We start from the raw sequence: 17,401 nt of genomic DNA, 5'->3' as shown, positions 1-17,401 counted from the left end.
ATGGCTCGGTAGCTCAGTTGGTAGAGCAACGGACTGAAAATCCGTGTGTCGGCGGTTCGATTCCGTCCCGAGCCACTTCCAAACGCATCTGCAATCGCAGGTGCGTTTTTATTATGAAAAGAAGGCATAAAAAGGGAGAAGCCGGACCTAGGTAGGGCCCGGCTCCATAAGAAGAAGACGTTACATCTATATAGACGGCTGGTGATTGGAAAAGTTTCAATAAAAAAGGAAAAAGTCATCAATTTTTTCGAGCGGCGCCTTCCTATCCAACGTTTACTAGAAAAGAAAGCCGTTATTATTTTTATCTTTGCCTCGTAAAACGTTATAATAGACAGTGAGCCTTTTTTTCATAAATGGAAAAGGTGTAATGATACATGCAAAATGGAATGACATAGATGCTAAAAATGCAGGAGGAAATCACAATGGAAAAAAAGATTCTTGTCGTAGATGATGAAAAACCGATTGCTGATATATTGGAATTTAATTTAAGGAAAGAGGGCTATGAGGTTCATTGTGCATATGATGGAAACGAAGCCCTTGAAATGGTAGAAGAAATCAAGCCGGACATTATTCTGCTCGACATTATGCTGCCGAATAAAGATGGTGTTGAAGTGTGCCGTGAAGTGAGAAAGAAATATGATATGCCGATTATCATGCTGACAGCAAAAGACTCTGAAATTGATAAAGTCATCGGCCTTGAGCTTGGCGCAGATGATTATGTGACAAAGCCTTTCAGCACACGGGAGCTGCTTGCCCGCGTGAAAGCGAATTTGAGAAGACAAACCGCTGCTCCGCAGACGGAGGAAGAATCTGAATCAAATGATATTGAGGTTGGATCACTTGTTATTTATCCAGATGCGTATGTGGTGTCTAAGCGCGAGGAAACGATTGAATTGACGCACCGTGAGTTCGAACTGCTTCATTATTTAGCGAAACATATCGGACAAGTCATGACACGTGAGCACTTGCTGCAAACCGTATGGGGCTATGATTACTTCGGAGATGTCCGTACAGTAGACGTCACAGTCCGCCGTCTTCGTGAAAAGATTGAAGACAATCCTAGCCACCCGAGCTGGATCGTGACAAGACGAGGCGTAGGCTACTATTTAAGAAACCCAGAGCAGGACTAAGATTCTTATGAGTAAAGTAGGTTTTTTTCGCTCGATTCACTTCAAATTGACCTTGATTTACGTGCTGCTGATCATCGTCGCCATGCAGATCATTGGCGTGTACTTTGTGAAGCAGCTAGAGCAGTCCTTAATTAATTCATATGATAATTCCTTGAATCAGCGAATCTACTCGTTATCGTATTACCTAGAACAAGATTCATCGAAAAGCAAAGCAGAATTAAAAGAGGATGCTCAAAAGATATTAAACGATTTTAACAACAAAGATGAGTCTAATGAAATCTCTGAAGTCAGCTATATTGACGAAAGCAGAGAGGTCATTGCTTCTGTAAATAACGGCAGCCAAGAGATTGCCGGCAAGAAAATCACTGATCAAATCATTAGCCGTATTTTTGCGGTCGGCAAAGACTATGAGAAAAAATTCTATGACCCTGAGTCAAATAAAAGGGTGCGTATTTCTGCGACAGCCGTAAAAAATGAGAACCAAGAGACCGTTGGTGTGATTTATGTTGTGTCTTCAATGGAAAGTGTGTTTAACCAAATGCGAACCATTAACACCATTTTAGCAACTGGGACACTGATTGCACTTGGGACGACTGCTCTACTTGGTATCTTCATCTTTAGAACGATCACTCATCCTATTTCAGATATGAGAAAGCAGGCGATCGAGCTTGCCAAAGGGAACTTCTCCAGAAAGGTCCGGAAGTATGGACATGACGAGATTGGCCAGCTTGCGACAACCTTTAACCATCTGACGAGAGAGCTGGAGGAAGCTCAGCTGATGACGGAGGGGGAGCGGAAAAAGCTTTCTTCTGTTATTGCCTATATGACGGACGGTGTCATCGCAACGAATCAAAACGGTGCAATTATTCTATTAAACAGCCCTGCATTAGAGCTGTTAAATGTTTCACGTGAAACAGCACTAGAGATGCCGATTACGTCTTTGCTTGGCTTAGAGGAAACTCATACATTTGAAGATTTAGTCGAAAATCAAGATTCTATGCTGATAGAAATTGAACGCGAAGACCAGCTGTCTGTATTGCGTGTGAATTTCTCCGTCATTCAGAAAGAGCATGGGAAAATTGATGGCTTAATTGCGGTCATTTATGACGTCACAGAGCAGGAGAAAATTGATGCTGAACGCCGTGAATTCGTCGCGAACGTATCGCATGAGCTGCGCACACCGCTGACGACGATGCGAAGCTACCTTGAGGCGCTGGCTGAAGGTGCGATTGGTGATAAAGAGCTTGCACCAAGATTCCTCAGTGTCACGCAAAATGAAACTGAGCGGATGATCCGGCTTGTCAATGACCTGCTGCAGCTGTCTAAGTTCGACAGCAAGGATTATCAATTCAACCGTGAGTGGACGAACTTTATCAGGTTTATCTCGCTCGTCATTGATCGTTTTGAAATGACGAAGGAGCAGCATGTCGATTTTATCCGCAACCTGCCGCAGCGTGAAGTATATGTGGAAATCGACCAAGATAAAATTACTCAGGTGCTCGATAATATCATTTCCAATGCCATGAAATACTCACCAGAGGGTGGACACATCACGTTTACCGTCGATCTGGATGAAGAGAAAGGCCTTGTGTTATTCAGCGTGAAAGATGAAGGAATCGGTATTCCGAAGAAGGATATGGATAAAATCTTTGAACGTTTTTATCGGGTGGATAAAGCAAGAACAAGAAAGCTTGGCGGAACCGGCCTCGGTCTTGCGATAGCAAAAGAAATGGTTCAGGCTCATGGCGGAGATATTTGGGCTGACAGCATTGAAGGAAAAGGGACAACGGTGACCTTTACCCTTCCGTACAATGAAGAACAAGAGGATGATTGGGATGAAGCGTGAGACCTTTAAAACCATAATATTGACAATCCTAATTGCGATCAGTCTTGTATTTACGTGGAATATCTGGATGTTCCAGCCCGTCATGCAGGATCAGGCAGATACCGGCACACAGGTCGTGGAAACGAAGAAGATTTCAAGCGACGAGCCTAGAAGTCTCATTGATGTCGTGAAGCCGCGCGAGATGTTCATCCATTCAAATGGGGAGCATTTTAAAGTGGATCAAAAGGAACTCTTTCAAAACTTTTGGAATGATGTGAGCCTTTGGGATGTCAAAGAGATTAACGATGTGTCAGATCAATATTCCGAGCAGAAATTTAAGAATTTCTTCTATGGACGCGAAGGACAAGGGAAGACATTGGATCTTGTGTTCAATGATCCGATTCCGATTGATATTTTCCAAGCGCTCTTTAAATGGCCGAACAAGTCCATTGAATACAACTCGTTTGATCGGATGATCGTGCCGTTCGCCCAGCAGGATAAGGCGAATAAAAAAGTGTATTTGGTCTCATACAGCAAGGAGACGGTGCTTGAGCTGACAATTGAGTCCGCCAATTACCGTAATCTAATGAACAGTATCGCAGCCGCTCAAAACGAGATGCCGCGCTATGATCTTTATACATTCTCAACGAATTCTAAACGAGATTTCCTTCTTCCGAGAAAGCAAAAGCAGCTTGAAGCGAAGATGTTCTTTATCGAAACGATTAAGACAAATAAATTCAAAGACGCTTTGTTTACGGACCCGAGCCTTGTCGGTGAGGAATCTAATTTAAACCGGACGGTGTACACAGATGGCACAAGCCGCCTTGAAGCCAATCAAAAAGACCACCGCATTCAATATCAGCATCGCAATATCAATTCCAGCACTGTTTTCCAAACGGGGGATTTGATTAAGCGAAGCGTGAAATATTTCAATGATACGGGAAGCTTTACTGATGACTATCAATATTTTGGCATCAACAGCAACCAGCAGCTGTCCTTTAATATGTTTATGGACGGTCTGCCGATCGTGAACAGTACAAAGCATCCATTTGGGATGACCTCTCTTGAAGTACAATGGGCGAATGATGACATTTTGAATTACAAGCGCCCAAACTATATTCTTGGCAATAAAGCGAGTCAAAGTGAACAGGTCAAGCTGATGAACGGGACAGAGCTGAAGGACTTGATCATCAAGCAGACGAAATATGATGATCTGGAGAAAATTGAACAGATTTTCCCTGCATATCAAGCTGCTTCAACTGCTTCAGATCAAGATCAAGCAATGTTTGTCTGGCTGGAGCCTGTATGGTGCATGAAATATAACGGCAAAACCGTGATTCTATCGAATGATCTTTTGACAGAGGGGAGCGAGAATCATGGAGTGGAATAAGACCAAAACGATCTTTATCCTAGCCTTTCTCATTCTCGATATCTTTCTAGGTTTTCAATACTTTGAAAAACGGTCAACCGATCATTTTGCGATTATCGAAAAAACGGATACGCTGGAAGAAATGAAGGCAGACGGGATCAAATATGGCAATCTATCAGATGAAGCGAAGATTGGATACCGCATTACAGCTGAAAAGAAGCAATATACGAAAAAGGATGTCGACGGATTAGCTGATCAAAAGGCGAAAAGCACATTCCCGAAAACAGACAAAGATGATCCTGTCACGCTGCTTGAAATGACCTTCAACAAGCCAGTTGCCTTGCCGAAAAAGGATATCAAAACAGCGGCGACGAACCTTGTGAACCAGCGTTTGCTGGATGGGAAGAATTATAAGCTGTGGAGTATAGATGAAGAGACAGGGAAAATCGTCTTTTTCCAAACGTATAAAGGGAAATACATCTTCCAAGAAGGCCTTGATGACACCGAAACCATCGGGCAAATCACCTTAAATCTCAACGATCAAAACGAAATCGTCTCATATCAGCAATCAATGGTGACATCGATTAATGAAGTGAGAAAAGAAACCCTTGTCCCGGCACTTGAAACCGTGAAGGACTTATATACGCAAAATATGCTGAGCCAAAACACGACCGTGAAAAAGGTAGAGCTTGGCTACTATACGCAATACCCGGGGGCAAGCACGCAAGTCATGGTACCTGTATGGCGGGTGGAGCTTGAAGGCGTATCAGCAGGTTCAAAGAAAAAGACAGAAGAAGAATATTTGATCAATGCCATTGATGGCTCAACACTTGATCATATAGAGAAAGATGACAAATCTTCAATGGAGTGAGAGAACATGAGCTTGCAGTTCAGTGTACTAGCGAGCGGAAGTACGGGGAACGCTTTTTATTTAGAAACAGACGAGCATGCCTTTTTGGTGGATGCTGGTTTAAGCGGCAAACAGATGGTCGAGCTGCTTAGCCAAATCGACCGCAAGCCTGAGGACTTAGACGGCATTTTTGTGACACACGAGCACTCCGATCATATTAAAGGGCTTGGTGTCATGGCAAGAAAGTACAAGCTTCCTGTCTATGCAAATGCGAAAACATGGAAGGCAATGGAGTCTCATATCGGAAAGATTGACACAGAGCAGAAATTCCATTTTGATATGGAGACCGTTCAATCCTTTGGCGGCCTTGATGTCGAGTCATTTGGCGTCTCACACGATGCGGTAGAGCCTATGTTTTACGTGTTCCATTATGGAGGGCGCAAACTTGCCCTCATGACAGATACAGGCTATGTGAGTGACCGCATGAAAGGCATTATTAAGTCAGCCAATACGTTTGTGTTTGAGAGCAATCATGATGTCGGGATGCTGCAAATGGGCCGCTACCCATGGAGCATTAAGCGCAGAATTCTGAGTGATGTCGGACATGTATCAAATGAAGATGCTGCTCTCGCGATGACAGATGTCATTGGAGATGCCACCTCACGCATTTATTTGGCTCACTTGAGTCAAGATAACAACATGAAAGATTTAGCCCGTATGGCGGTCCAGCAGACGCTTGAAATGAAGGGCTTTGTTGTTGGGGACGGCTTTGATTTATTTGATACGGACCCGAAAAAAGCAACTCCGCTTTGCGCCGTATGATTTTTATAATCGTATGATTAAGATAAGAGCTTCTTACCAACACTATATACATCATCTATTCACTGAAAGGAAGGAAACATAGTGGATTATCGCGATGTAGAGTGGAAGCCGAGACGAAGCAGAAAAGGATATTTTCTTTCTGGTTTGATCGGTGTATTGGTAGGAGCTTTTTTAATGGGGTTCTTTTTCCCCTATGTATCTGGACAGAGCAGCAGTCCCTTTGGATGGCAGCAGAACGGTGATGGACAAGCATCTCAGGGCCCTTTAAAAACTGTGAATGTAAACGTCAATGATGCAGTCACGAAAGTGGTGTCTAATATGTCAGATACGGTGGTCGGCGTCATTAATATCCAAAAGTCGAGCTTTTGGGAGGAAGGCGGAGAAGCAGGCAGCGGGTCAGGTGTGATCTATAAAAAAAAGGGTGACACGTTTTATATTGTCACAAACCATCACGTCATCAAAGGCGCCAACCAGCTTGAAGTGAGCCTCCATGATGGGACAAGAATTAGTGCCAATCTTGTTGGCAGCGATCAGCTCATGGATTTAGCAGTTCTCACTGTCAAAAGTGATAAAATCAAGAAAACGGCAGCCTTCGGTAACTCAGATCATGTGAAGCCGGGTGAGCCAGTCATCGCCATTGGAAATCCATTAGGGCTTGAATTCGCAGGTTCTGTCACACAAGGAGTCATTTCAGGCACGGAGCGTGCGATCCCTGTGGACTCAAATGGGGACGGACAGACGGATTGGAATGCAGAAGTACTGCAAACAGACGCCGCCATCAATCCTGGAAACAGCGGTGGTGCCTTGATCAATATGGACGGAAAGGTGATCGGCATCAACTCAATGAAGATTGCTGAATCAGAGGTAGAAGGAATCGGGCTTTCCATTCCAGCGAATCTGGTCATCCCTGTCATAGAGGATTTAGAGCGCTACGGAGAGGTAAAGCGTCCGTATCTTGGCGTCGGCATGAAATCATTAGCAGATATTGCGAGCTACCACTGGCAGGAAACGTTGAAACTGCCATCTAAGGTTACATCTGGGGTCGTTGTCATGAGTGTTGAGCCGTTGTCTCCAGCAGGAAAAGCGGGACTAAAAGAGCTGGATGTCGTGACCTCCTTTGATAGCAAGAGTGTACAGAATATCGTAGATCTTCGTAAGTATTTATATCAAAGGAAAGTCGGCGATAAGGTAAAGGTGCAGTTTTATCGAAGCGGAAAGAAAAAATCAGCAGAGATCAAACTTTCTCAAACCGACCGATATGGCGGCTAACCAGTTCCAACTAGGAACTGGTTTTTTTGGCATGACTGACATATGATGAAGGAAAGGGGGCGGTACGATTGGTTACACTACAACGGATGTCACAAACTGATTACGATGTATTGATGGAGAAAGCCATTCAGCGGTACGCGGAAGAAAAGGTACTCGCAGGGACATGGGAAAAGGAAGAATCACTTGCGAACGCAGAAGAACAATTTGACAGGCTGCTTCCAGAAGGTCTTCAGACAGAGCATCATGAGCTGTGGAATTTCTTAAACGGAGATGAAGCGATTGGCTGGGTTTGGCTTTGCTATGACCCGAATCACCCGCAGCACGAAGGATTTATTTATAACTTTATTTTGTTTGAAGCTTATCGAGGAAAAGGCTTTGCAAAGCAGGCCATTGCTGCATTAGAGGAGCAGGCAAAGTCATTAGGTGTGCAAAAACTCTCGCTCCATGTCTTTGCTCACAATCAAATCGCTCGTTCGCTGTACGAGAAAACGGGATTTGCAGAAACCGGTATCTATATGAGTAAACCTTTATAAAAAAGAAGAAGTACCGTGCAGAAAGCGTACGGTACTTTTTTATGAGGACGTCATGGCATCCTGAGCCGTGACTCTGTATAAATCGACTTTACACTTCACGAAAGCGCGAATGATCGCTGGAACTTGAGCTTCTGAACGAATTAACAATGAGGTCTCGTCATCACTGATCACAAGATCTGTTCCGACAGTTTGCAGGTACTGCGTGAGAACAGGCTTCACCTCATCATCAATCCATGCATGCTTGAAGGTTGCACGTATGTTTGAGGATGTGATGGTTTTTTCTTGAGGATGAGTATGTGGGGACACTAATTTTCCTTCAGAAATGAACGCCGTTTTGGTACAAATACTATTGGTGAACCTTGGGCGGTCAGCTGTTAAAAAGACGGTTTTCCCTTCATCCTTTAATGTTTCAATGACCTGCTGAATGTGCAAGATCGAATCTGCATCAATATCGGCAAAAGGTTCGTCCAGTAAAATAAATTCCGGCTGATGGGCGATGGCCTGCGCCATTCCGAGCCGTTTCTTCATACCAGGTGTGAAGGCACCGACCTTCTCCTGATGATCATGATGTAAACCGACAAATTCGAGTAATTCCTCATAATCACTTGTTTTCTGGCGTGTTCCGGTGACTTTTGATAAATAGGCAATATGCTCAAGAGCCGTAAGACCTTCATATAAATCCGTATATTCTGGCAGAACACCGATATGCTGTCTCACTTTTTTTAGCGAAGGCATATTCATCACTGTAAACGTACCAGAGGTAGGGCGGGAGATCCCGGTAATAATATTGAAAAACGTCGTCTTACCAGATCCCTTGGGTCCAATGAGTCCGAAGATATCGCCCTGATTGACATCAAGATTAATATGATCTATTGCGACTTTTGTACGGTATTTTTTTGTGAGCCCCTTTGTATGAAGCATCTACACATCCCTCCTTTGAAACAGCAGTGCAGTTCCAATGAGTAAGATAACGGTCAATGCCGTGTTCATTAGGACGTAGGTCAGCGGTTCACTCCAGCGCGCATAATAATAAGGCGTCATATATTGGAACCAATGAATCATTCGTTCTGAAGAAAGAACAGAAATCAAACTGACGATTGGGAAAAGAAAGGAAAATAACATGCCGACAAACATTGATTTCTGCGGTGTTGGAAAGAGCATGGACAAAAATAAAGCACATGAGATACCGACACTGATAAAGGTTAAGATTTTTAAGGCATCTGAGAACAGAAAACGGTGTGAAATCACCATATTCAGCACATATGTCGTCATAATACAGCTAAGCCAAAACAGCATCAGTCCAAGATATTTCCCGATGATAATGTTCAAACGGGTTGTTTTACTGACGAGAAAACGAATGGTTTTCAAATGAATTTCGCGGCTTAAAATATCATGAGACAACAAAAAAATAAGGAAGAAACCAAATAAAGACATCACCAGTTCATTCCCAATAGAATAAGGATCTTTTGCCAGTTCCCATTTTTCCTGATGAGCAGCGATAAACGGAAGACTTGAAACAAAAGTAGATAAAATGAAAATAATAACAATTGTTAAAATAGATTTTGTGCTTTTGAAGAGCTGCTTAAACTCATTCATACAGATGGTCCACACACGCTGTACCTCCCTTCACCTTTATTATACCCCTAGAAAAGAAAGACACCATATCTTGCTCTTTAACATTTGTTTAAATTTCATAAAAAGAAGACTCTTCCAGCACCAGTTGACTCATTTTTAAAAATGTTCAGAAAAATATCTTGATTTATCAAAAAACATCATGTATGATAGCTTTAATTCAAGATAACTATACAGGCAATGACGAGAGAAAGTACAATCATCAATTTTTCCACAGAGAGCTTCGGCAGCTGAAAAGAAGCAAAAATAATGATTCGAAAAATGGTCTCTGAGCCTCGTGCTGAACATATCTATGATATTAGTAGGTGACGACGAGAGTTGGTACTCGTTATCAAAACCACAGTATATGAGCCAGATTGGAGCTTTGTACTTGTAGAGGCTGTTTAGCGCGAGCAAACAGTAAATAAAGGTGGTACCACGAGACAAATACCTCGTCCTTATGATTCAAAGATAAGGATGGGGTATTTTTTATTGTCCACTTTTTTTCATACAATTGTTCAAATGTTCCACGTGAAACACCACATCCATTTTTTCAAATGAAAGGGAGATTGACATGAGTGAACATGCATTGGTTTTACAATCAGATTTCGGCATTGATGATGGAGCTGTCAGTGCAATGTACGGAGTGGCAAATACGGTCAGCAGCAGTATCCGCATTTTTGATTTAACACACAATATTCCGCAGTATGACATTTGGGAGGCTTCTTATCGCCTGCTTCAAACCGTCACATACTGGCCGGAAGAGACCGTATTCGTTTCCGTCGTTGACCCGGGCGTTGGATCCGAGAGAAAAAGTCTTGTCGTCAAAACGACAAGCTCTCACTATATCATTACCCCAGATAACGGGACACTCACGCACGTTGCCCAGGATATTGGCATTGTGGAAGCCCGCTACTTAGATGAAACCATTAACCGGCTGCCAAAGTCGGGAAAATCACATACATTCCATGGGAGAGACATTTACGCTTATACAGGGGCGAGAATTGCATCAGGTGTGATTTCTTTTGAAGAGGTTGGGCCAAAGGCGAATATTGATGATATTATCCATCTTCCAGTCGTACAGGCTTATGCGGAAGAAGATGTGATCACAGGGACGATTGATATTTTAGATGTGAGATTCGGAAACCTATGGACAAACATTCATCACACGCTATTTGAACAGCTTTCAATTAATTATGGGGATGCAATAGAAGTTACCATTGCCAACGGGCCGAAAAATGTGTATAAAAATATCATGACCTATGGACGATCTTTTGCCGACTTAAAGGTAGGCGAACCACTCGTATATGTCAATTCACTCGATCATTTAGGCGTGGCGATCAATCAAGGGTCATTTGCAAAGGCTTATAACATCGGTACAGGCACAGGCTGGCGCCTTTCGATTCGCAAAGCTCCGCGCATTATATACGAATAAGAGGAGGATACATCATGGCAGGAAAACAACTTTCAACGAAAACTGTCGTTGCCATTGGAATTGGCGCAGCCGTCTTTGTGATTTTAGGACGCTTCGTCTCCATTCCAACTGGAATTCCGAATACACAAATTGAAACCTCATACGCCTTCCTTGCATTAATGGCCGTGCTATTTGGTCCTGTTGCAGGCGCACTGATTGGTTTTATTGGCCATCTCATTAAAGATGCGACCACATTTGGCCCTTGGTGGAGCTGGATTATTGTATCGGGTGTCGTTGGTTTATTGATCGGCTTTATTTCTAACCGTTTAAAAGTAGAAGAGGGAGACTTCGGCTGGAAGAAAATCACGCTCTTCAACGCCGTACAAGCAGGCGCACAGGCATTAGGCTGGTTTATCATTGCTCCTGTACTCGACATTGTGATCTATGCAGAACCTGCGAACAAAGTGTTTGTCCAAGGCATCGTGGCAGGGATTTCAAACATCATCACAGTTGGTGTCCTAGGGACCATCATCATTGCAGCTTATGCGAAAACGAGAAGCAAAAGCGGCAGCCTATCGAAAGAAACATCATGAAGCAAGGTGGAACACATAAATGAAGAAACCGATGATTCAATTCGAACATTTCGGATTCAAGTATCGCAGTCAGGCAGAACCAACATTAAAGGATATCAACCTGACCATCTATGAAGGAGAAAAAGTTCTCATCGCAGGCCCGTCTGGATCGGGAAAAAGCACACTAGCCCATTGTATCAATGGGCTAGTTCCTGCGTCTTATAAAGGTTCTATGGAAGGAAGTCTTCACATCGGCGGGAAAAATGCAGAGAAAGAGAACATTTTCTCGCTCTCACAGCTTGTCGGAACGGTGCTTCAGGACCCTGATGGACAATTTATCGGGCTGACCGTTGGAGAAGATATCGCGTTCACGCTTGAAAATGATCAAGTCACACGCGAAGAAATGAAAACACGTGTCGAGGAAGCAGCTAGATTAACAGAGGTAGACGGCAAGCTGGCATCGTCCGTGCATGAGCTGTCAGGCGGACAAAAACAACGTGTCGCCATTGCTGGCGTACTTGTCAACGATGTCGACATTTTACTGTTTGATGAACCACTTGCAAGCCTTGACCCCGCAACAGGCAAGGAAGTCATCGATCTTATTGACCGGCTGCAAAAACAAACGAAAAAAACCATCGTGATGGTTGAGCACCGATTAGAGGACGTGCTCTTCTGTCATGTGGACCGCATCATCGTTGTCAATGACGGCACGATTGCAGCGGATATGACACCAGATGAATTGCTCGCCTCAAATGTTTTAGAAGCGGCATATATACGTGAGCCTTTATATGTAAAGGCGATGAAATATGCAGGTATTCCGGTTGCACCGGGAGATCAGATCGCTAATTTACAGCGTCTCACCTTAGACGATAAGGCAAAAGAGAAAATCGAGCAGTGGATGGAAGCATCTGAGCCGTCAGTCGAGCAGATTGCAGCACAGGATTTACTAGAAGTGCGCGAGCTGAGTTTTGACTATTCAACAAGACCAAATACGCTGAGCAACATCTCTTTTACCGTCAAAAAAGGAGAAATGATCAGCATCGCAGGAGCCAATGGAGCGGGCAAGACGACATTGTCCAAGGTGCTCTGTGCATTTGAAAAGCCAACGAAAGGGTCAATTCTTTTAAATGGTGATGACATCACAGGAGATACGATCAAACAGCGCTCCGAACGAATCGGCGTCGTCATGCAAAACCCAAATCAAATGATTTCAAAACAAATGATTTTTGATGAGGTGGCACTTGGTCTCGTTTTAAGAGGCATAAAGGAAGAAGAGATCAAAGAACGGGTGGAGCGGGTCCTGAAAGTGTGCGGACTGTATCCATTTCGGAACTGGCCGGTTTCAGCCCTCAGCTTTGGACAGAAAAAACGCGTCACCATTGCATCTATACTTGTACTAGAGCCAGAAATCCTCATCCTAGACGAACCAACCGCAGGACAGGACTTTAAACATTACACAGAGATGATGACGTTTTTAGAGCAATTAAATCAGCAGGGCGTCACGATTTTGATGATCACCCATGATATGCATCTCATGCTCGAATACACAACAAGAACCATTGTCATTTCAGATGGAGAAAAAATCGCAGATGATACACCAGCCAAAGTGCTGACAGATCAGCTGCTTGTCCAAAAGGCGAGCTTAAAAGAAACGTCGCTGTATGAACTGGCGCTGAAAGCAGATTGGCCGAATCCAAATGAACTCGTGGATCGCTTCATTGAGGTTGACAGAAAGGAACGAATGACATGGCTGTAGACATGCTGTCCTATATCGATCGCCCGTCGCCGATTCACCGGCTGACAGGAGCAACCAAACTCATTTGCTTTATCCTCTGGTCATCCGCAGCGATGCTCACGTATGATACAGGCATTTTAGTCTTTATGTTAGCCGCCAGTATCGTATTCTTTCAGCTGTCGAACGTACGATTTCGTGATATTTCCTTCGTGGTGATCGTCCTGGCGGTTTTCCTAGTGATCAATAACATCGCCATTTACATCTTTGCACCCCAGCAAGGTGTCGCCATCTACGGAGCAAAGCATGAGCTGTTTCATATTGCCGGCTGGTACAATGTCACACTTGAACAGCTTTTCTATCAATTGAACATTACGCTAAAATATGTGACCGTGATGCCAGCAGCGCTTTTATTTATTGTCACAACAAATCCAAGTGAATTCGCCTCATCTCTCAGCCGAATCGGCGTCAGCTACCGGATTTCGTATGCTGTAGCGATTGCCTTGCGCTATATTCCAGATATTCAGCGGGATTTCCGCACGATCGCGATTTCTCAGCAAGCAAGAGGTATTGATTTATCGAAGAATGAAAAATTGGGGAAACGAATCAAAAATGCACTGTCGATTGTCATGCCGTTGATTTTCTCCAGCTTAGAGCGGATAGAGACGATCAGCAATGCGATGGAGCTGCGCGGGTTTGGGAAACATAAAAAGCGCACATGGTTTACAGCAAAAGACTTTCAAAAAGCAGATTATGCGGCGTTAATATTTGTTGGTGTGGTACTGATCGTATCGCTAGTGATTACATTTGTTAGAGGAACGAGATTTTATAATCCGTTTTGATAGAAGGAAGCCTTCACAGGAGTGGAGGCTTTTTTGTTTGGTTTGTGGATAAAAGGTGTGGGAAATGGTAAAAGACTATTAACATGTGAATAAATCGGTTATATTGGACAATGAGCGAAACACTTGTGAATAACCAGAGAACCTATTGGAGGAATAAGAAACTTATGAACAAAACATTTTATGCTTGTGCAGAACATATAGAAACCGTACTAGACATGTACATAGATGATCATGAAACGCCGCCGGAATTCAGAAAAATCGAACATACACACAGTTTATCCACAACCTGTGAATTGTGCGATGAACCTGCAATATATATAGTGGGGAACGAATGATCGGACACAAAATACACAAATTTTATCCACAATTGTTGATAACTTATATGAATAACTTGTTCTTAAGGTGGGGATGACCTGTGAATATATCAATTATCACAGTAGGAAAATTAAAAGAGAAATATTTAAAGCAAGGCATAGCCGAATACACAAAACGATTACAAGCCTATGCGAAAATCGAGATCATTGAGCTCGCGGACGAAAAAGCACCCGAGAATCTCAGCGATCAAGACATGAAAATCATCAAAGACAAAGAAGGCGAACGCATCTTAAGCAAAATCAACCCAGACGCCCACGTCATCGCCCTCGCCATCGAAGGAAAAATGAAAAGTTCCGAAGAATTAGCCGATACAATAGATAAGCTGGCAACATACGGAAAAAGCAAAGTATGTTTCGTTATAGGTGGGTCGCTTGGGTTAAGTGATGCTGTGATGCAGCGTGCGAATGAGAAGTTATCGTTTTCGAGGATGACGTTCCCGCATCAATTGATGAGGTTGGTGTTGGTGGAGCAGATTTATCGGGCGTTTCGGATTGTGCGGGGGGAGCCTTATCATAAGTAATATTATACAAAAAGTGGATTTTATGTATAATAATACAAAGGGGTGATATCTTGCAAAATACAAAAAGAAATATTTTCGGTATTGAACTATTAGAACAGATTGATTTAAGTTGTAATGAAAAAGAATTAAAAAGAATAATGGTAGAGTATTCTTTAGAAATAGAAGAAATTACACAAATGCAAGATGACTTAATAGAAAAAGAACTTTCAAATTTTAAGGATAAAGAGACAGAACAGTTCGAAGTTTACTTAAAAAATTTAACATATATAAAGCAGTCTTACTTTATTATGTTAAAAGAACCAGAAATTAATTCAAATAAATATGAATTAGAATATTTAAAAGATATTAAAATAGAAGAAATAATTGACTTAGAACAAGAATTAGATGATGGGAAATTGATTTTAGATTACAGCAAAATAAACAATTTAGTAAATAGAAGGAAAGAAGAAGAAGAAAAATGGAAAGAGTATAATATTCCGCATACACTTTCCGAAATGCTGGGCATAAATAAAGATGAGATTATATATATAAATAAACTTAGCGAATATATTGACTTTGTCTCGAAACTAGAACCTGCTGAAAACTATGTCTCAAGAGGACAAAAAAACTGCACAAACAAATTAATCCCCTCATTACATAGAAGGTATACAAAGGACTTTGAAATATATGCAGATAAGTATGAGAGTGCTTTTAAACAAAAAATTGTATTTTATGATAGAGATATTATAGGGAAGTCAAAAGAAGCATTAAGAGCGGAAGGCCAACATTTTGGCTTACCTACAGAGTATTTAGACTTTACTGAAGCACACTTGATTTCCTTATTATTTGCAATTGAAGACTATGAATATAGGGAACATCATTCTATAGTATACTTTATTGACGCTCTCTCTTATAATGATGACACAATTAATAGGAAAGAGAAATTAATAGATTACTCCGATACTAACGTGGTAGATGGTTTGAATAAATTTTCTGCCAGGTCATATTTTATTAAATTAGGTAATTCAAATGAAAGAATTCATTTTCAAAAAGGGTGTTTTTTAAAAGTATCTACACAAGATAGAGAAGACTTTGAGAGAAGATTATTTGAGTTTGGAAAAATTGTAATAATAAATAAAGAAGCGAAGAAAAATATGTTGAAAGAGCTTTTTAATCTTGGTATTACTTTTGAAAATATTTATCCTGATAAAGATAATGTAGTTAAATCTATAAACTTCCAACACGAGATGATGAAGGGGGATGATATTTGATGATGAGCTCTAAATTTAAAGAGTCCATGAGAAATATAAAATCAAATAGACCGTTAATATCGGTTCAAGATATCGTTACATTTATTGAAAAGGGAGAAAAGTATCTAAAATTAGATGTCTTAACTGAACAAGAAGAGATAGAGATATTACATGGAATTGTTTTAAGTCCAGATTATCAACGTAAATATCGATCTTCCATTCGAGAAGAGAGCTCAATTATTGAATCACTATTGATTGGAATACCAATACCAGAAGTTTTTCTGGTTATTTCTGGTGAAAATGATGCTCAAATTAGACATGTAATGGACGGACAACACCGTTTAAATGCGATTTTTAGATATATAAACAATAAATTTCCATTGAAAAATCTGGAGATAATAGGGGAAAATCCAGCATATGATAATAAAAAATTTTCTGAGTTAGATAAAAAAGATAAAATTAAAATCTTAGGGAGTCATTTATCAATTCTAGAATTTGAAAGCTTTGAAGATCCAGAAGTAGAGATAGAATTATTTAAAAGATATAATAGAAACACAAAACCTTTAGAAATACAAGAAATTGAAATGGCAACTTACTTTTCAGAAACGAGTAAATTTATAAGTAACTTTATTAATTCTTTGATTGAGGATAGTGAGGATAATCTATTTCATTTCGATAATTTAAGAGAGATGAAATTACTGAAACTTTATAATATTACGAAAGGTAGGAACGATAAGCAAAAAAATCACCAAGAAATATGTATAATATTTAGTGTTCTAGAAAAGGGGTTACAAGAAAATATAAGGGATGGAATTACTGCTTCGAAAGTCTTTTTAGAGAGAAAATCCAAATTGTTCAAAAAAAATGAAGATGAAAACTTAATAGAAATGAGAGAAAGATTTGATGATTTTAATGAACTAATTATAAAGATATCAAAGGAAGTAGAATTTCCATTTTCAATGAGTATGGTTTCAGATAAAAAAGAAAGACAGAGTAAGTTTATAGTAGGAGTATCTATTATACTAGCAGCAATATATTATTATTTTGAAATTAATCTTAATGATAAAAAGCTTGTAGACGATATAAAAACAATAATTTCTTGTTCCCCTATAGCTGACATAGAATATAAAGCCTCATCAACTAATATGAAGAATATAATGAAATATTTATTTATAGATAATAAGATACAAAAAAGAGAGTTTTCTTCATTAATTTTAAAACAAAGCAAAAAAACAGAAATTGAGAATTTTATTAGAAGTAATATTGAAAAGAATATTAAATAGAAAAATGTAAGTCTTATTAATTCTA

General features: G+C 40.9%; 17 protein-coding genes, 1 tRNA gene and 1 other annotated feature. Of the genes, 16 read left to right on the top strand and 2 right to left on the bottom strand.

What is annotated here, in order from left to right:
* Positions 1–2 precede the first annotated feature (2 nt).
* From NSS65_RS19200 to NSS65_RS19165, 8 genes are all read left to right on the top strand, one after another.
* A tRNA-Phe gene (locus tag NSS65_RS19200) sits at positions 3–75 on the top strand.
* 347 nt (positions 76–422) lie between these two features.
* On the top strand, positions 423–1,130 hold the full coding sequence (yycF, locus tag NSS65_RS19195; RefSeq protein WP_024424030.1) for a response regulator YycF: 708 nt from the start codon (positions 423–425) through the stop codon (positions 1,128–1,130).
* 7 nt (positions 1,131–1,137) lie between these two features.
* Positions 1,138–2,976 carry a cell wall metabolism sensor histidine kinase WalK gene (walK, locus tag NSS65_RS19190; protein ID WP_024424029.1) on the top strand — a complete coding sequence of 613 codons (1,839 nt, stop codon included), beginning with the start codon at positions 1,138–1,140 and terminating at the stop codon, positions 2,974–2,976.
* On the top strand, positions 2,966–4,345 hold the full coding sequence (gene yycH / locus NSS65_RS19185) for a two-component system activity regulator YycH (RefSeq protein WP_034283594.1): 1,380 nt from the start codon (positions 2,966–2,968) through the stop codon (positions 4,343–4,345). Before walK ends, yycH begins: the two co-directional genes overlap by 11 nt.
* Entirely contained in the window at positions 4,332–5,195 is an 864-nt protein-coding gene (gene yycI / locus NSS65_RS19180; RefSeq protein ID WP_034283591.1) for a two-component system regulatory protein YycI, read from the top strand. Before yycH ends, yycI begins: the two co-directional genes overlap by 14 nt.
* A 6-nt stretch (positions 5,196–5,201) precedes the next feature.
* Positions 5,202–5,996 carry an MBL fold metallo-hydrolase gene (locus NSS65_RS19175; RefSeq protein WP_070326248.1) on the top strand — a complete coding sequence of 265 codons (795 nt, stop codon included), beginning with the start codon at positions 5,202–5,204 and terminating at the stop codon, positions 5,994–5,996.
* Positions 5,997–6,077: 81 nt separating this feature from the next.
* On the top strand, positions 6,078–7,265 hold the full coding sequence (locus tag NSS65_RS19170; RefSeq protein WP_070326247.1) for a trypsin-like peptidase domain-containing protein: 1,188 nt from the start codon (positions 6,078–6,080) through the stop codon (positions 7,263–7,265).
* Positions 7,266–7,333: 68 nt separating this feature from the next.
* On the top strand, positions 7,334–7,798 hold the full coding sequence (locus NSS65_RS19165) for a GNAT family N-acetyltransferase (RefSeq protein ID WP_034283585.1): 465 nt from the start codon (positions 7,334–7,336) through the stop codon (positions 7,796–7,798).
* A 39-nt stretch (positions 7,799–7,837) separates the two neighbouring features.
* Here the strand turns inward: NSS65_RS19165 and NSS65_RS19160 are convergent, their stop codons facing one another.
* Positions 7,838–8,719 carry an ABC transporter ATP-binding protein gene (locus tag NSS65_RS19160; protein WP_070326246.1) on the bottom strand — a complete coding sequence of 294 codons (882 nt, stop codon included), beginning with the start codon at positions 8,717–8,719 and terminating at the stop codon, positions 7,838–7,840.
* Positions 8,720–9,409, bottom strand: coding sequence for an ABC transporter permease subunit (locus NSS65_RS19155; RefSeq protein WP_034283580.1), 690 nt, complete (start codon positions 9,407–9,409; stop codon positions 8,720–8,722). It lies immediately after the preceding gene.
* A 192-nt stretch (positions 9,410–9,601) separates the two neighbouring features.
* Positions 9,602–9,872 (top strand) — a binding site (T-box leader).
* A gap of 111 nt (positions 9,873–9,983) precedes the next feature.
* On the opposite strand from NSS65_RS19155, the gene NSS65_RS19150 reads away from it, so the two are divergent.
* The 8 genes from NSS65_RS19150 (at position 9,984) to NSS65_RS19115 (ending at position 17,376) form a co-directional block, all read left to right on the top strand.
* A complete protein-coding gene (locus tag NSS65_RS19150) occupies positions 9,984–10,844 on the top strand; it encodes an S-adenosyl-l-methionine hydroxide adenosyltransferase family protein (protein ID WP_024427616.1) in 861 nt (286 codons plus the stop codon).
* A 14-nt stretch (positions 10,845–10,858) separates the two neighbouring features.
* Complete coding sequence (locus NSS65_RS19145) at positions 10,859–11,416, top strand: ECF-type riboflavin transporter substrate-binding protein (RefSeq protein ID WP_024424020.1); 558 nt, start codon at positions 10,859–10,861, stop codon at positions 11,414–11,416.
* Between the two features lie 19 nt (positions 11,417–11,435).
* Positions 11,436–13,151 carry an ABC transporter ATP-binding protein gene (locus NSS65_RS19140; protein ID WP_326135171.1) on the top strand — a complete coding sequence of 572 codons (1,716 nt, stop codon included), beginning with the start codon at positions 11,436–11,438 and terminating at the stop codon, positions 13,149–13,151.
* Entirely contained in the window at positions 13,142–13,969 is an 828-nt protein-coding gene (locus NSS65_RS19135; RefSeq protein WP_326135172.1) for an energy-coupling factor transporter transmembrane component T, read from the top strand. Before NSS65_RS19140 ends, NSS65_RS19135 begins: the two co-directional genes overlap by 10 nt.
* Before the next feature lie 164 nt (positions 13,970–14,133).
* Complete coding sequence (locus tag NSS65_RS19130) at positions 14,134–14,304, top strand: CxxH/CxxC protein (protein WP_065215011.1); 171 nt, start codon at positions 14,134–14,136, stop codon at positions 14,302–14,304.
* 80 nt (positions 14,305–14,384) lie between these two features.
* Positions 14,385–14,864 carry a 23S rRNA (pseudouridine(1915)-N(3))-methyltransferase RlmH gene (rlmH, locus tag NSS65_RS19125; protein WP_003214880.1) on the top strand — a complete coding sequence of 160 codons (480 nt, stop codon included), beginning with the start codon at positions 14,385–14,387 and terminating at the stop codon, positions 14,862–14,864.
* Between the two features lie 50 nt (positions 14,865–14,914).
* Complete coding sequence (locus tag NSS65_RS19120; protein WP_059375772.1) at positions 14,915–16,114, top strand: FRG domain-containing protein; 1,200 nt, start codon at positions 14,915–14,917, stop codon at positions 16,112–16,114.
* Positions 16,114–17,376 (top strand): DUF262 domain-containing protein, encoded by a 1,263-nt coding sequence (locus NSS65_RS19115; protein WP_326135173.1) that lies wholly within the window; start codon positions 16,114–16,116, stop codon positions 17,374–17,376. Before NSS65_RS19120 ends, NSS65_RS19115 begins: the two co-directional genes overlap by 1 nt.
* The last annotated feature ends 25 nt before the right edge of the window (positions 17,377–17,401 follow it).

Origin of the sequence: Bacillus sp. FSL K6-1006 (assembly GCF_038593175.1) — a bacterium.
In the GTDB taxonomy this organism is placed as follows: Bacteria; Bacillota; Bacilli; order Bacillales; family Bacillaceae; genus Bacillus; species Bacillus safensis.
Note: the sequence above shows the minus strand (reverse complement) of the source record. Positions and strands in the feature narration are given on the sequence as shown.

Coding starts and splice junctions, on each gene's coding strand:
- yycF (WP_024424030.1), top strand. CDS start 423: ATGGAAAAAAAGATTCTTGTCGTAGATGATGAAAAACCGATTGCTGAT.
- walK (WP_024424029.1), top strand. CDS start 1,138: ATGAGTAAAGTAGGTTTTTTTCGCTCGATTCACTTCAAATTGACCTTG.
- yycH (WP_034283594.1), top strand. CDS start 2,966: ATGAAGCGTGAGACCTTTAAAACCATAATATTGACAATCCTAATTGCG.
- yycI (WP_034283591.1), top strand. CDS start 4,332: ATGGAGTGGAATAAGACCAAAACGATCTTTATCCTAGCCTTTCTCATT.
- NSS65_RS19175 (WP_070326248.1), top strand. CDS start 5,202: ATGAGCTTGCAGTTCAGTGTACTAGCGAGCGGAAGTACGGGGAACGCT.
- NSS65_RS19160 (WP_070326246.1), bottom strand. CDS start 8,719: ATGCTTCATACAAAGGGGCTCACAAAAAAATACCGTACAAAAGTCGCA.
- NSS65_RS19150 (WP_024427616.1), top strand. CDS start 9,984: ATGAGTGAACATGCATTGGTTTTACAATCAGATTTCGGCATTGATGAT.
- NSS65_RS19145 (WP_024424020.1), top strand. CDS start 10,859: ATGGCAGGAAAACAACTTTCAACGAAAACTGTCGTTGCCATTGGAATT.
- NSS65_RS19140 (WP_326135171.1), top strand. CDS start 11,436: ATGAAGAAACCGATGATTCAATTCGAACATTTCGGATTCAAGTATCGC.
- NSS65_RS19135 (WP_326135172.1), top strand. CDS start 13,142: ATGGCTGTAGACATGCTGTCCTATATCGATCGCCCGTCGCCGATTCAC.
- NSS65_RS19130 (WP_065215011.1), top strand. CDS start 14,134: ATGAACAAAACATTTTATGCTTGTGCAGAACATATAGAAACCGTACTA.
- NSS65_RS19115 (WP_326135173.1), top strand. CDS start 16,114: ATGATGAGCTCTAAATTTAAAGAGTCCATGAGAAATATAAAATCAAAT.